The organism is Bordetella petrii (assembly GCF_000067205.1).
GTDB classification, from domain to species: Bacteria; Pseudomonadota; Gammaproteobacteria; order Burkholderiales; family Burkholderiaceae_B; genus Bordetella_A; species Bordetella_A petrii.
Map to the genome: position 1 here is coordinate 3,631,810 of NC_010170.1, position 13,866 is coordinate 3,645,675.

The window sequence follows — 13,866 nt, forward strand, 5'->3', positions numbered from 1 at the left end:
TCAAGGCCTGCCGCCGCCATCCAGCGAACGCCCGCGCCCCGGGGGTCACCGGCCGGGCCGGTAACCCAGCGCCTTCATCGCCGCGCCCAGCGCCTGGGGCGCGTAGTCGTCCCAGGGCGCGTTGCCCACGTCCAGCCGCGTGTGGATGTTGGCGACCGTCCATTGATCGCTGCGTTCGAGGCTGGCCAGCTCGTCCCAGCCCAGCGGCACCGAGATGCCCATGCCTGGCCGGGCGCGCGCCGACCAGGCCGCCACGGTGGTGGCGCCGAAGCCGTTGCGCAGGTAGTCGGCGAAAACCTTGCCGACCCGGTTGCGCGGCCCGCTTTTGGCCACGAACAGTTGCGGCACGGTTTTGGCCAGGTGCTGCACGACGGCCTGCGAGAAACCTTTCACCGCGTCCCAGTCGTACTGCCTACGCAGCGGCACCACCACGTGCAGGCCCTTGCCGCCGCTGGTCTTCAGCCACGCTTGCAGTCCCAGCTCGCGCAGCAGCACATGCACCAGCTCAGCCGCCTGCCGCACGGCCGCCCACTTCACTCCTTCGCCCGGGTCCAGGTCGAACAGCATGCGGTCGGGCTTGCCGATCGCGGTCTTGACGGCATTCCAGGTGTGGAACTCCACCACGTTCATCTGCGTGGCCGACATGATGCCTTCCAGGGTGGCCACCTCCACCAATGGGGCATGGCCCGGATCCAGGCTGGGCGGCAATGACCGCACGCCCGGCAGCGAAGCGGTGTCAGGGTGCTTCTGGAAGAACAATTCACCCCCGATGCCGGCCGGCGCCCGCAGGAAAGACACCGGCCGCCCGCGCAGGTGCTCCAGCAGCAAGGGCGCCACCAGGCCGTAGTAGCGCGCCAGGTCGAGCTTGGTAAGGCCGGTGCTCGAATCGATGACGCGCTCGGGATGCGTCAGCCGCGAGGCGCGCGCCGGCACCGGGGTTTCGCGCTCGATCGCCTGCGGCGGCTTGTCGCTGCGCAACCCGCGAAACGACGCCTGCCGTACATGGCCCGACGCCGTCCATTCGGCGAACGAAACTTCGGCGATCAGTTGCGGCTTGACCCAATGCGCGCCGCGCGGCGCCTTGGCGGCCGCCGCCAGCGGGCTGTCGGCCACTGCCAGCGCCTGCAACTGCCGCGCCAGCGATTCCAGCCCCTGCGTGTCGAACCCGGTGCCGACCTTGCCCGCGTAGCGCAACTGGCCGTCCTTGTCGTGCACGGCCAGCAGCAACGCGCCGAATCCCTGGCGCGCGCCCTGCGGCGAGGTATACCCCACGATTACGAATTCCTGGCGCTGGGCGCACTTGAGCTTGATCCAGCTATCGCTGCGCCGCGATACATACGAGGCGTCCCGGCGCTTGCCGATGATTCCCTCCAGACCCATCTTGCAGGCCGACGCCACCAGTTGCGAGGGGGTGGCATCCAGGGTCTCGCTGAAGCGCACCGTATCCTGCAGGGCGGCGGCGTTGGCGGCCACCAGCTGGCGCAGCCAGGCGCGCCGGGCGTGCAGCGGCTCGGCCCGCACGTCGCGCCCCGCCACGTACGGCATGTCGAACACGTAGTACACAATGGCGGCGGGCCGCTTGCGGTCGAAGGCATTCTGCAGAGCCTGGAAGCTGGGCGCGCCGTTGTCGGCCAGTACCACGATCTCGCCATCGATCCAGGCCGACGGCACATCCAGCTGGCCAATGGCCCGGGCCAGGTGCGGCAGGCGCGCGGTCCAGTCGTGGCCATTGCGCGTATACAACCGCGCCTTGCCATCTTCCAGGCGGGCCAGGATGCGATAGCCGTCGTACTTGACCTCGTACAGCCAGTCGCCGCCGCGCGGCGGACCGTCGACCAGGGTGGCGAGCTGCGGCTTGAATTCCTCGGGCAGGTCGGCGGGCTTGCCGGGTATGCCGTCCCTCGCGTTGTCGGCCGTTTTTTTCTTCGCGTTGTTGCGGGCCGACGCTGTCTGTGCCCGGCGCTTGCGCAAAGGCACGACGCTGTCGGGCATTTCGTCCACCACCGAGAACTCGCGTTCGCTGCGCGCCTCGCCATCGCGGTCCTTGATCAACAGCCAGGGGGGCTGTTTCTCGGTTTCGCGGCCCTTCATGCGTATCAGGGCCCAGCGCCCGCGCAACTTGGCGCCGTGCAGGTCGAACTTCAGGTGCCCGTCGCGGTAACCCTGGCGGGGGTTGCCTACCGGCACCCACACGCCCTCGTCCCATATGATGACCTTGCCCGCGCCATACTGGCCCTTGGGGATTTCCCCCTCGAACTGGTTGTAGGCAATGGGGTGGTCTTCTACCTGGACGGCCATGCGCTTGACCGATGGATCGAAACTGGGGCCCTTGGGCACCGCCCAGCTTTTCATCGCGCCATCGAGTTCCAGCCGGAAGTCGTAGTGCAAGCGGCTGGCCCAGTGCTTCTGCACGACAAACGCGCGCGCCCCCTCATTGGCCTGGCCGCCATCGGCCGGTTCGGGCGTCTGCTTGAAATCGCGCTTCTCGCGGTAACGCTTCAGGGAGTCTGCCATGGTCAGGCCGCCTTGCGCGCGCTACCCGAGCGGGACTTGGCCGTGGTTTTCTTGGCGGCGCGCTTGCGCGGCGCCGCCTTCTTGGCGGACTTGGCGGACTTGGCGCTCGTCTTGCGCGCGCCCGAGTCGCGCTTCTTGCCGCCTTTCAGGCTGCGCTGCAGCAGTTCGGTCAGATCGATGACATTGTCGGCATAGGCAGGCGTTTCCTCCTGCGGCTCGATCACGGTCTCGGTCTTGCCGGCGCGCGCTTTCTTTTCGACCAAGCCCATGATGGCCTGCCGGAATTCGTCCTGGAAGTCGCCCGGGTCCCATGGGCCCGACATGTCTTCCACCAGCATCTTGGCCATTTTCAGTTCGGTGGCGCTGGGCGTCATGTTCTTGGCCTTGGACGAAGGCAGGTCCAGGCCTTTCATCGACTTGACCTCTTCGCCCCAACGCATCAGGTTCAGCACCAGCGCATCGCCCGAAGGAATCAGCGCGGCCAGATGCTGCTTGGTCTGGATCACGACTTTGGCGATGCCGATTTTCCCGGTCTTTGCCAGGGTATCGCGCAGCAACGCATACACCTTGTGGCCGCGGTTGATGGGCTCTATGTAATAAGGCCGCTCGAGGTACACGAACGACACATCGGCAGCCTGCACGAAACGCTGGATCTCTATCGTCTGGGTCGTGCGCGGGTACGCTTCGGCGATTTCGTCGGCCGACACAATCACGTACTCGCCGTCGGCGTATTGCACCCCCTTGACGATGTTGTCGCGGTCGATTTCCTTGCCGGTGCGCTTGTTGATGCGCTTGTAGCCCACCGGGTCCATGGTCCGCTTGTCCAGCCAGTCGAAGTCCACGCCCGAGTCGGTGGTGGCCGTATGCAGGCCTACCGGAATATGGACCAGGCCGAACGAGATCGCGCCTTTCCAGATTGTTCGAGTTGCCATGAGTCACCTCTGCCGATGCTGGCGGCCCGCCCGACGGGGCCTGGCCGATGGGGGTGCTCTGCAATTATCGTGCCTGACGGCGCCGGTGGCACAGACGCCCGCGCCGGCGATTTGCGATAGACGCGATACCTCTCTATAGTCACGCCATAGGCACATGGCCCGGGTGCAAACAGGCCCCATTCCCAGGATGACGGAAATGAACCCCAGACTGAATGCCTTCATAAATGCCGTCGACGGCGCGCTCGGCGCCGCCGGCGCCTCCGAAGCCCAGGTGCTGGCCGCGGTCAGTTCGGCCATGCAACGGTTGGTGCAAAACGACGACTGGCTGGATGCAGCCTGTACGGTGCCCCATCCGGAACACTACCAACAGTACCTGCTGCACCTCGATCCCGCCCGGCGGTTTTCGGTTGTGAGCTTCGTCTGGGGCCCGGGCCAGCGCACCCCTATCCATGACCACACGGTCTGGGGCGTCATCGGCATGCTGCGCGGCGCCGAGATCGGCGCCCGCTACCGGCTGGACGACGCGGGCCGCGCCGTACCCGACGGCCCGGCGCATGTGCTGGAAACCGGCCAGGTAGAACAGGTGTCGCCATCCATCGGCGACGTACACCGCGTGCAAAATGCCAGCGCAGACCAGGTGGCCATCAGTATCCACTGCTATGGCGCCGATATCGGCCAAGTCAGGCGGCACGTGTATTATGAAGATGGGGCGCCGCCCAAGATTTTCGTATCGGGTTATTCGGCGCCCGTTCACTGACCTTCCCAACGGCCGACCCTGGCCGGCATGGCGGGTGTTTTTTCTCGGCCATAGTCTCTTTTTGGCCCCCGGGCAGCCCGATAGCGGGCCCCCTTCTCATGCACCACCTACCCATGCCCTCAGATCGCCCACCCCATCCGATCAGTGCGCAGCTGAGCAACCTGTCGGAAATAGACGAAACATACCGCTACCAACTCCTGGTAGAAGCGGTCAAAGATTACGCCATCTATCTGCTCGACCCTGACGGGTACATCAGCAGCTGGAACGCGGGCGCCGAACACTTCAAGGGATACCGGGCGCACGAAATCATCGGCCAGCACTTTTCCTGCTTTTATACCGAAGAGGACCGCGCCGCCGGCTTGCCGGCCAAGGCGCTGGCAACCGCCGTCAGCGAAGGCCGGTTCGAAGCCGAAGGATGGCGAGTTCACAAAGACGGCACGCAGTTCTGGACCAGCGTCATCATCGACCCGATCCACAACGCGTCCGGCAAGCTGCTGGGTTTCGCGAAAATCACGCGCGATATCACCGAAAAGAAGCAGGCAGCGGACGACCTGCTCGTGGCCCGCGAGGCGCTGCACCACTCACAGAAACTGGAAGCGCTGGGTTTGCTGACGGGCGGCGTCGCGCACGATTTCAACAACCTGCTGATGGTGATACGCGGGTCAGCCGAGCTGCTGCGGCAGCCGGGGCTTAGCGACAGCAAGCGGCAACAGTACATCGACGCCATATCCAGCACATCGGACAGGGCCGCTCACCTGACGCGGCAATTGTTGGCCTACGCGCGCAAGCAGCCCCTGCGGCCGGCCACGTTCGACGTGCGAAGCTGCATAGAAGGCATGCAGGACCTGTTCCATGCGACCACGGGCTCGTCCATCGAGATCGCGTACGACCTCGCGCCCACTCCCTGTTACGTGCACGTGGACCGCAACCAGCTCGAAACCTGCATCCTGAACATCATCATCAACGCGCGCGACGCCATGCCGGCCGGCGGCACGCTCACCATAACGGTGTCTGCCGTGGATACCGTGCCGGCCACCCGGCATCACGGCCCGGCCCACCGCCCCCATGTCGCCATCACCATCGCGGATACCGGCTTGGGCATCGCGCCAGAGGTCATCGACCGGGTGTTCGAGCCCTTTTTCACCACCAAAGAACCGGGTCGGGGCACAGGGCTAGGGCTCAGCCAGGTGTTCGGTTTCATCAACCAGTCGGGCGGCCATGTGGATGTGGCCAGCACGCCCGACAGCGGCACCATGTTCACCCTGTATCTGGAAAGCGCCCAAGCCACCGGCTTCGAAGACCTTCTGTCGCCGCAGTCCGATATTTCCAGCCTGATGCAACGTCCGCGGCACAAGATTTTGCTGGTGGAAGACAACGCCGAAGTCAGCGATATCGTCACATGCCTGCTGCAAGACCTGGGCCAGGAGGTCGTGGCCGCGCCGCATGGCAACGCCGCGCTAGACATCCTGAACCAGCGGGACGGCGCGTTCGATCTGGTCATCAGCGACATCGTCATGCCCGAGCTTAACGGCCTTCAGCTTGCGCGCAAGATTCAGCAGCGGTGGCCGCGCATGCGCATCGTGCTGGCCACCGGGTACAGCCATGCATTGGCCGACCTGGAACCGGCCGAATTCCCCGTTCTGCACAAGCCCTACTCTATCGAGGCCCTGACCAAAGTGATCGACGCCATTGCGCGGTAATAAGGCAGGCGCGCGGGCCGCCGCGCGCCTGGGCCGCACCCGGCGCGGGCGTCAGCCCGCGCGGCGCTCCATCAGCTGGTGGATCTCGTCGTCTTTGGCCTGCCACTGCTGGCCCAGCCAGTGGTGGAATTCAGTGCGGAAGGCCTTGTCGCGGCTATAGTCGGCATCGCAGAACTCGGGCGGCACCGGCAATTGCCGGATGCGCACCAGCACCGGCCCGACGCGGCCGCATGCCAGGTCCCAGAAACGGGGGATTCCTTCCGGATAGACGATGGTCACGTCCAGCATCGAGCGAAAGCGCTTGCCCATCGCATTCAACGCCACCGCCAGGCCGCCCGCCTTGGGTTTGAGCAGATGGCGGTATGGCGAAGATTGCGCCACGCGCTTGGCCTCGGAAAAGCGCGTGCCTTCCACGAAAACCATGACGCTGGTGGGCACCAGGGAAAATTTTTCGCACGCACGCCGCGCCGCTTCCTGGTCTTCGCGCCCCAGCGCGGGATTCCGGCGCAGCGCGGCCTTGCCGTGGCGCTTCATGAAGGGAAAATCCAAGGCCCACCACGCCAGGCCGATGACCGGCACGTAGATCAACTGCTGCTTCAGAAAGAATTTCAGCAGGGGGATGCGCCGGGTCAGCGCCTGCTGCAACACGAAAATGTCCACCCAAGATTGGTGGTTGCAATTCACCAGGTACCAGTCTGCGTAGCGCAGCCCGGCATGGCCCTGGATATCCCAGGGGGTTCGTTGAATCCGCTCGAACCAGCCGGCGTTGCCACGCACCCACGCCGTCGCAATGGCGTTGAGCACCGGATCGACGCGCCGACGCATCGCCGGAAACGGCAGCATCAGCTTGAGCAGGGCCACGGGGAACAGCAGCAGGCACCAGAACAGCGTGCTGGCGCCGAGCAGAATGACGCTGATCACGCCGGTTATCCAGGCAAGCCGGCCGCGCGGCACTGGAAACGCGCGGCGTTGCCGCGAGGTTTGGCTATGCCCATGCGCATCGCTTTGCGCGACGGCGGCGCGGGCCACTTCTGAGGACGGGTCTGAAAAAGTCATGGGCGCCAGTTTGCTGCCCCCGAGCCTGAAATGATCTGCGCAAGATCAAAGACAGCATTGGCTACATCTGCGACCGCGCGTATGCCGCAGCCTGAAGCTGTTCTTGGCGCAGGCGCGGGCGCGGATATACTGTACCGATAAACAGTATTTCAGCTTACCAAGCATGACCAGCTATCAGTTTGATCTCATCGCCCGCCTGCTGGGCGTGCCCGCAACGGCCCGCGCGGCGGCGCGCGCCGTCCTGGTCGATAACATGGCCTCGGCCGACGCCGCTCAATTGCAAGGCTGTGCCGAGGCGGAACTCGACCAGGCGCTTTCCGACATTCAAGCGCTCGAACTCGAGATCCGCGGGGTCTTCGTTTTGCACGGCCCCAACGAGTTCCGCGTCACGGTGGGCCACCACGACACGCACCGAATGCCCGGCGCCCAGCAGTTGGCCGAGGGCCAGGTCGTGCAGTTGGTCGCGCACTCTACCGAGCGCTATATTCCCGTGCGTGTCGTCGCCACGCCCGCCCAGGTCGGCGGCTACTACGACGGCATCATCGTTGAACAGTTGGTGGCCGCCAGCCGCTTTCAGGTGGGCGACCGCGTGCGCTTTGGCGAAGACCAGGTCATGACGGGCGACACAGACACCCGCCCCGGAATACCGGGCCACCTGCACCGGCGTTTTCAGGGCCGACGCGGCGGCCGGTAGGGATTGGCCACCTGATGACAAAGCCCCGTATGACAAAACCCCGTATGACAAAGCCCCGCGCAGAAACTGGGCGGGGCTGGTCGGTACTGGCTAACTGGTAGTGGCAACTTGGTAGTGGCAACTACGTGAAGCTATTCTTGGTGAAACTATTTTTGGCGGAGACGGTGGGATTCGAACCCACGATGCAGTTTTTGGCCACATACTCCCTTAGCAGGGGAGCCCCTTCAGCCTCTCGGGCACGTCTCCGAAGAATTTGCGATTCTAGCATGATTTTCCCGGCTTGCACCTGCTGGTGCAGGCCGGGAAAGCAGGCGCATCAGGCCTTTTCGGCCGGCGCCTGATCAAGGCCGAACGCCTTGTGCAGCGCGCGCACGGCCAGTTCCATGTACTTGTCGTCGATGATCACCGAGGTCTTGATTTCACTGGTGCTGATCATCTGGATGTTGATGCCTTCCTGGGACAAGGTCTGGAACATCAGGCTGGCCACGCCCACGTGCGAACGCATGCCGATACCCACGATGGACACCTTGGCGACCTTGTCGTCGGTGACCAGTTCGCGGGCTTGCACGGCCGGCACGACTTCGCGCTTGAGCAGGTCGATGGTGCGCTGGAACTCGTTGCGGTTGACCGTGAACGAGAAGTCGGTGGTGCCGGCCACCGACTGGTTCTGCACGATCATGTCGACATCGATGTTGGCGGCGGCGACCGGCCCCAGGATGGAAAAGGCGATGCCGGGTTTGTCGGGCACGGCCAGCAGGGTGATCTTGGCTTCGTCGCGGCTGAAGGCGATGCCGGAGACAACGGCGGCTTCCATTTTTTCGTCTTCCTCAAAAGTAATCAGCGTGCCCGAAGTCATTTCTTCTTCGAGCGGAATGAGCGGGTCGGTCAGCGAAGACAGCACGCGGGTGGGAACGCGGTACTTGCCGGCGAACTCGACCGAGCGGATCTGCAGCACCTTGGAACCCAGCGACGCCATTTCGAGCATTTCTTCGAACGACACCACCGACATGCGGCGCGCTTCGGGCACCACGCGGGGGTCGGTGGTGTAGACGCCGTCGACGTCGGTGTAGATAAGGCACTCGTGGGCGCCCAGCGCGGCCGCCACGGCCACCGCCGAGGTGTCGGAACCGCCGCGGCCCAGCGTCGTGATGTGGCCGTCGGGGTCGATACCCTGGAAGCCCGTTACGATGACGACCCGGCCGGCGTCCAGGTCGGCGCGCACGCGGGCGTCGTCGATAGAAGTGATGCGGGCCTTGGTGAACGAGGAGTCGGTGCGCACCGGCACTTGCCAGCCGGTGTAGCTGCGGGCGGGCACGCCCTCGGCCTGCAGGGCCACCGCCAGCAGGCCGCTGCTGGCCTGCTCGCCGGTGGCGGCAATCATGTCGAGCTCGCGCGGGTCGGGCTGGGGCGAGATTTCGCGGGCCAGGCCCAGCAGGCGGTTGGTTTCGCCGGCCATGGCCGACGGCACCACCACCACTTGGTGGCCGGCGGCGTGCCACTTGGCAACGCGGCGCGCCACGTTGCGGATGCGCTCGACCGAGCCCATCGAAGTACCGCCATATTTGTGAACGATCAGGGACATCTCGTGCTCTGGCTGGAAACCCGCCCCACCGGGCAGGCAAAGCTTGGCATTTTAACGCGCGGTGAAATTTTGCGCAGGCGCGCCCCGCAATACCCTTGCGACAGGGGCGCGGGCGACGGTCAGTCTTGCCCCCGGGGCTCGATCCATACCCGGCCGCGGTGGCAGCGGATGACGTGCCGCGCATGCGTCACGCGCATCTGCCGGTCGTGCCCCAGGCTGTGCAGTTGGCGCAACTGGCGCAGCAGGTCGGCCAGCCGGGCTTCGGTGGGCATGCGCGCGCCGTGCAGGTGCAGCCAGTAGCGCAGCACCTGCGCCTGGCGGGCTGCGGACAGTTCGCGCCATGGCGCGAGCGCGAAGCTGGCCAGGTCGGCCGAGGGCTGCAGCGCGGCCAGGTCGGCGCGCGCCACTTCGGCAAGAATGCCGGCGGCATCGGCCATGTGCCGGGCATGGTCGGCCAGCCGGGCCTGCCAGCCTGGCCATCGCGCATCCAGCACCGGTGTCAGCAGTTCGCGCACGGCGGCGCGGGTGTACCGAGGGTCGGCATTGGTGGGATCTTGCACCGGCTGCCAGCCATGTTGTGCCGCAAATGCCTGCGCTGCACGCAGAATGTCGGCGCGGCCCTGGTTCAGCCAGGGGCGCAGGTACAGCAGCCCATCGCGCGGCATGCTGGGCGCCATGGCGGCCATGCCCTGCACGCCGGCGCCGCGCAGCAGCCGCAGCAGCACGGTTTCCGCCTGGTCGCCCTGGTGATGAGCCAGCAGGATGTGGCCGGCCTCGTGCTGCCGGGCCAGGTCGGCCAGCGCGGCATAGCGGGCATCGCGCGCGGCGGCTTCGATACCCAGGCCGCTGTCGGCCCGGACCTGTGCCCGGGAGGTGTGCACACTTACCTGCAGAATGCGGCCCAGCGCCTGGACGTGCGCGGCCCAGTCGTCGGCCGCGGCCTGCAGGCCGTGGTGCACGTGGAAAATCAGCAGGTCGATGCCCAGGCGGCGGGCCAGCGGCGCGGCGTGGGCCGCCAGCATGGCCGAGTCGGCCCCGCCGCTCACGGCCACCGCCAGGCGCGGCGCGGCCCCGGCCAGCGGCTGCACCGCCGACGCCAGGGCGGCGGCCAGCACGGAAGACGGAAACCCCGCCCCCGCGGCCGATGGCGTCGCGGCCGGCGCGGCGGACCCGGAGGCGGTCCCCGGGGCAGGTTCAGGCAGGGGCGGCTCGGCGGGCTTCATGGATGGACACGATCGGCCTGACGCCACGAGGGCCGGGCAAGACGCCCGGCTGCCGCGTCAGGCGCGGACTTCCTGGAATTTGCCGTAGGACAGCAGGCGCTGCATGCGCTGCTCGACGAGCTCGTCCGGGCTCATGCCGCGGAACTGGCGCAGCGCATCGCCCAGCGCCCGGCGCAGCAGGCGCGCCATGACACGTGGATCGCGGTGCGCACCGCCCACGGGTTCGTTGACGACGCGATCGATCAGGCCCAGGTCTTTCAGGCGCGGCGCGGTAATGGCCAGCGCCTCGGCCGCTTCGGACGCCTTGTCGGCGCTGCGCCACAGGATGGAAGCGCAGCCTTCGGGCGAAATGACCGAATAGGTGGCGTACTGCAGCATCAGCACGGCATTGCCCACGGCAATGGCCAGCGCGCCGCCCGAACCGCCCTCGCCGATTATGGTGGCGATGATGGGCACCTTGAGCTCGGCCATGGCGTACAGGTTGTGGCCGATAGCCTCGGACTGGCCGCGTTCTTCGGCGCCCACGCCGGGATACGCGCCCGGGGTGTCGACGAAAGTGAAGACCGGCAGGTTGAATTTCTCGGCCAGCCGCATCAGGCGCAACGCCTTGCGATAGCCTTCGGGGCGCGGCATGCCGAAGTTGCGCGCGGCGCGCTCTTTGGTGTCGCGGCCCTTCTGGTGACCGATAACCATGCACGAGGCGCCGTTAAAGCGCGCCAGGCCGCCCACGATGGACTGGTCGTCGGCGTACATGCGGTCGCCGTGCAACTCGTGGAAATCGGTGAATATTTCACGCACGTAGTCGAGCGTGTACGGCCGTTGCGGGTGGCGCGCCACCAGGGCCGTTTGCCAGGGGGTGAGCTTGCCGTAGATTTCCTTGGCCAGCGTCTGGCTTTTCTGCTGCAGGCGGCCGATCTCGTCGGAGATATCCACCGCCGAATCGGCCTGTACATAGCGCAGCTGCTCGATCTTGTTTTCAAGCTCGGACAGCGGTTGTTCGAATTCCAAGGAATGTATTGCGCATGAAGTATGGTTCCGTTATTGGGCGCCTGGTGTTCAGTTCGGAACCGGCTTCGATTCCAGACTGCGCCACAAGTACCAGGTCGCCACGGTACGCCAGGGCTGCCACGCCGACGAGACCTCGCGGGCCTCGAAGCGCGAGACAGGCTCTCCGCTGAAGTAGTGTAGCGAGATTGCCTTGAGCAATCCCAGATCGTCCAGCGGCAGGACGTCCGGCCGCTGCAGATTGAAGATGAGGAACATCTCGGCCGTCCAGCGGCCGATGCCGCGTATGGCGACCAGTTCCGAGACCACGCTCTCGTCGTCCATGGCGGCCCATTTTTCAGGATGGACACGGCGCTCGCCGAAATGGACGGCCAGATCTTGCAGGTATTCGCACTTGCGCTGCGACAGGCCAGCCTGGCGCAGGGCCGGCGTGCCCGCCCCCAGCACCCCGGCCGGCGTGGGCCGCTTGCCGACGGCCTCGAGCAGGCGCTGCCACAGGGCGTCGCCCGCCTTGTTGGAGATCTGCTGGCCGACGATGGCGCGCGCCAGCGTGACGAACGGCGTGCTGCGCGTGGTCAGCCAGGCTTCGGCGTGCTGCGGGATGAGTTTTTTCAGGATGCGGTCGCGGCGCATCAGGTGGGCGACGGCTTCTTCCCAGTAATGCGGCTTGGCGGCGGCGATGTCGGCGGCGGGCATGATGGCGGGCTTCCTCAGGCGCGGCGCCATTGGGTCTGGCCGCCGGGCTTGTCATCGAGCTCGATGCCGGCTTCGCGCAGCTGGGCGCGGATGCGGTCGGCCTCGGCGTAGTCGCGCGCCTGCTTGGCGGCCGCGCGCGCGGCGATCAGGGTTTCGATCTGGCCGGCGTCGAGCGACGCCGAGGGCGTGGCCGCCTGGGCCAGCCCCGCCGCCGAATAGCGGGTGGCGCACTGGAAGTAGCGCGCCGGGTCTTGCTGCAACAACCCCAGCAGCGCGGCCAGGGACTTGAGCTGGCCGGCGCTGCGCGCGCTGCGCGTCCGGTTGGCTTCAGAAGCCAGTTCGAACAGCGCGGCCACCGCCCCCGATGTATTGAAATCGTCGTCCATGGCGGCCTTGAACGCCTGGGCCTGCGGCTCGTTCCAGTCGAGGCCCGCGTCGTCGGGCGCGACGTTCAGCAGGGCCTGGTACAGGCGGTCGAGGGCGCTCTGGGCGTCGGCCAGGTTGTGGGGCGTGTAGTTCTGCGGGCTGCGATAGTGGTTGCGCACGATGAAGAACCGCAGCATTTCGGCTTCACGGGGGTTGACGGCGTACTCGGCCTGGTCGGCCGGCGCCTCGCCCTGCGCGATGGTCTGGCGGATGGTGCGGAAATTGCCCAGCGACTTCGACATTTTGTCGGCATCGACCATCAGCGGGCCGCAGTGCATCCAGGTGTTGGCCAGCACGCCGCCGAAGGCGCCTTCGGTCTGAGCGATTTCGTTCTCGTGGTGCGGGAATTTCAGATCGGGGCCGCCGCCGTGGATGTCGAGCGGCAGGCCCAGCAGGGCGCGGCTCATGGCCGAGCATTCGATGTGCCAGCCGGGACGGCCCAGGCCGTACGGCGATTGCCATTTGGTGTCGTCGGGCTCGTCGGCCTTGGCGGCTTTCCAGAGCACGAAATCGAGCGGATCGCGCTTGGCCGAACCCACGGCCACGCGCTCGCCGGCGCGCAGGTCGTCGAGCGCCTTGCCCGACAGCTTGCCGTAGCCGTCAAAGCCGCGCACCGCGTAGTTGACGTCGCCGTCGTCGGCCCGGTAGGCCAGGCCGTTCTGCTCGAGCCGGCCGATGATGTCGAGCATTTCGCCCACGTACTGCGTGGCGCGCGGCTCGCGGTCGGGTGGCTGCACGCCCAGCGCCCGCTCGTCGGCGTGCATGGCGGCGATGTAGTATTCGGTGACTTCGCCGATGCGGCGGCCGGTTTCGACCGCGCGCCGGATGATCTTGTCGTCGATGTCGGTGATATTGCGCACGTAGTCGACCTTCAGGCCGCTGGCGCGCAGCCAGCGCTGCACCACGTCGAACGCCACCAGCATGCGCGCGTGGCCCAGGTGACAGTAGTCGTAGACAGTCATGCCGCACACGTACATGCGCACCTGGCCGGGCTGCGCCGGCTTGAAAGGTTCTTTGGTACGCGACAACGTGTTGTAGATGTGCAGCATGACGCTTTGGCTGGCCTCGGTATATTGCGATGTGGACCCTGCGGGGCGGTTCGTGCCGGCGCATGGCGCCGGCGGCACGGAACGCGGCATGCGGCCGCGCGCTTGCCGCGCCGCCGCGCCGCCACACCGCGTTCACCCGCGGCTGCTGTGTCCGGCCCGCTACATGCCCCGTGCTTCGGCCTTCATGAAACCACGAACGCAACCGGGGCTAAAATGGCGGTCGTCAAGTATA

Annotated in this window: 11 protein-coding genes and 1 tRNA gene; 3 read left to right on the top strand and 9 right to left on the bottom strand. The window is 66.4% G+C overall.

Translation table 11 applies throughout. The features are described from left to right. Window positions 1-45: 45 nt before the first annotated feature. Together ligD and ku are read right to left on the bottom strand one after the other, a co-directional pair. Window positions 46-2,514 (bottom strand): DNA ligase D, encoded by a 2,469-nt coding sequence (gene ligD / locus BPET_RS17465; protein ID WP_012250340.1) that lies wholly within the window; start codon window positions 2,512-2,514, stop codon window positions 46-48. A gap of 2 nt (window positions 2,515-2,516) precedes the next feature. Next, window positions 2,517-3,446 (bottom strand): non-homologous end joining protein Ku, encoded by a 930-nt coding sequence (ku, locus tag BPET_RS17470; protein WP_012250341.1) that lies wholly within the window; start codon window positions 3,444-3,446, stop codon window positions 2,517-2,519. A gap of 196 nt (window positions 3,447-3,642) precedes the next feature. On the opposite strand from ku, the gene BPET_RS17475 reads away from it, so the two are divergent. After that, window positions 3,643-4,203 carry a cysteine dioxygenase family protein gene (locus BPET_RS17475; RefSeq protein WP_012250342.1) on the top strand — a complete coding sequence of 187 codons (561 nt, stop codon included), beginning with the start codon at window positions 3,643-3,645 and terminating at the stop codon, window positions 4,201-4,203. Between the two features lie 113 nt (window positions 4,204-4,316). Then, on the top strand, window positions 4,317-5,903 hold the full coding sequence (locus BPET_RS17480; RefSeq protein ID WP_050978256.1) for a PAS domain-containing sensor histidine kinase: 1,587 nt from the start codon (window positions 4,317-4,319) through the stop codon (window positions 5,901-5,903). 51 nt (window positions 5,904-5,954) lie between these two features. Here the strand turns inward: BPET_RS17480 and BPET_RS17485 are convergent, their stop codons facing one another. Continuing rightward, window positions 5,955-6,857, bottom strand: coding sequence for an acyltransferase (locus tag BPET_RS17485; protein ID WP_012250344.1), 903 nt, complete (start codon window positions 6,855-6,857; stop codon window positions 5,955-5,957). A 265-nt stretch (window positions 6,858-7,122) separates the two neighbouring features. Here BPET_RS17485 and BPET_RS27355 point away from each other — a divergent pair, with 265 nt between their 5' ends. After that, window positions 7,123-7,653, top strand: coding sequence for a hypothetical protein (locus BPET_RS27355; RefSeq protein ID WP_012250345.1), 531 nt, complete (start codon window positions 7,123-7,125; stop codon window positions 7,651-7,653). A gap of 153 nt (window positions 7,654-7,806) precedes the next feature. Here BPET_RS27355 and BPET_RS17495 read toward each other — a convergent pair. The 6 genes from BPET_RS17495 to cysS all read right to left on the bottom strand — a co-directional run bounded on the left by BPET_RS17495 (window position 7,807) and on the right by cysS (window position 13,634). Beyond that, window positions 7,807-7,899: transfer RNA gene (locus BPET_RS17495), tRNA-Ser, on the bottom strand. Between the two features lie 70 nt (window positions 7,900-7,969). Further along, a complete protein-coding gene (locus tag BPET_RS17500) occupies window positions 7,970-9,235 on the bottom strand; it encodes an aspartate kinase (RefSeq protein ID WP_012250346.1) in 1,266 nt (421 codons plus the stop codon). 119 nt (window positions 9,236-9,354) lie between these two features. Next, window positions 9,355-10,458, bottom strand: a complete 1,104-nt coding sequence (gene tilS, locus BPET_RS17505; RefSeq protein ID WP_012250347.1) for a tRNA lysidine(34) synthetase TilS — start codon at window positions 10,456-10,458, stop codon at window positions 9,355-9,357. A gap of 57 nt (window positions 10,459-10,515) precedes the next feature. After that, window positions 10,516-11,466, bottom strand: a complete 951-nt coding sequence (locus BPET_RS17510; protein WP_012250348.1) for an acetyl-CoA carboxylase carboxyltransferase subunit alpha — start codon at window positions 11,464-11,466, stop codon at window positions 10,516-10,518. 48 nt (window positions 11,467-11,514) lie between these two features. Next, complete coding sequence (locus BPET_RS17515) at window positions 11,515-12,159, bottom strand: DNA-3-methyladenine glycosylase family protein (RefSeq protein ID WP_012250349.1); 645 nt, start codon at window positions 12,157-12,159, stop codon at window positions 11,515-11,517. A 14-nt stretch (window positions 12,160-12,173) separates the two neighbouring features. Next, a complete protein-coding gene (cysS, locus tag BPET_RS17520) occupies window positions 12,174-13,634 on the bottom strand; it encodes a cysteine--tRNA ligase (protein ID WP_041864119.1) in 1,461 nt (486 codons plus the stop codon). Window positions 13,635-13,866 lie beyond the last annotated feature (232 nt).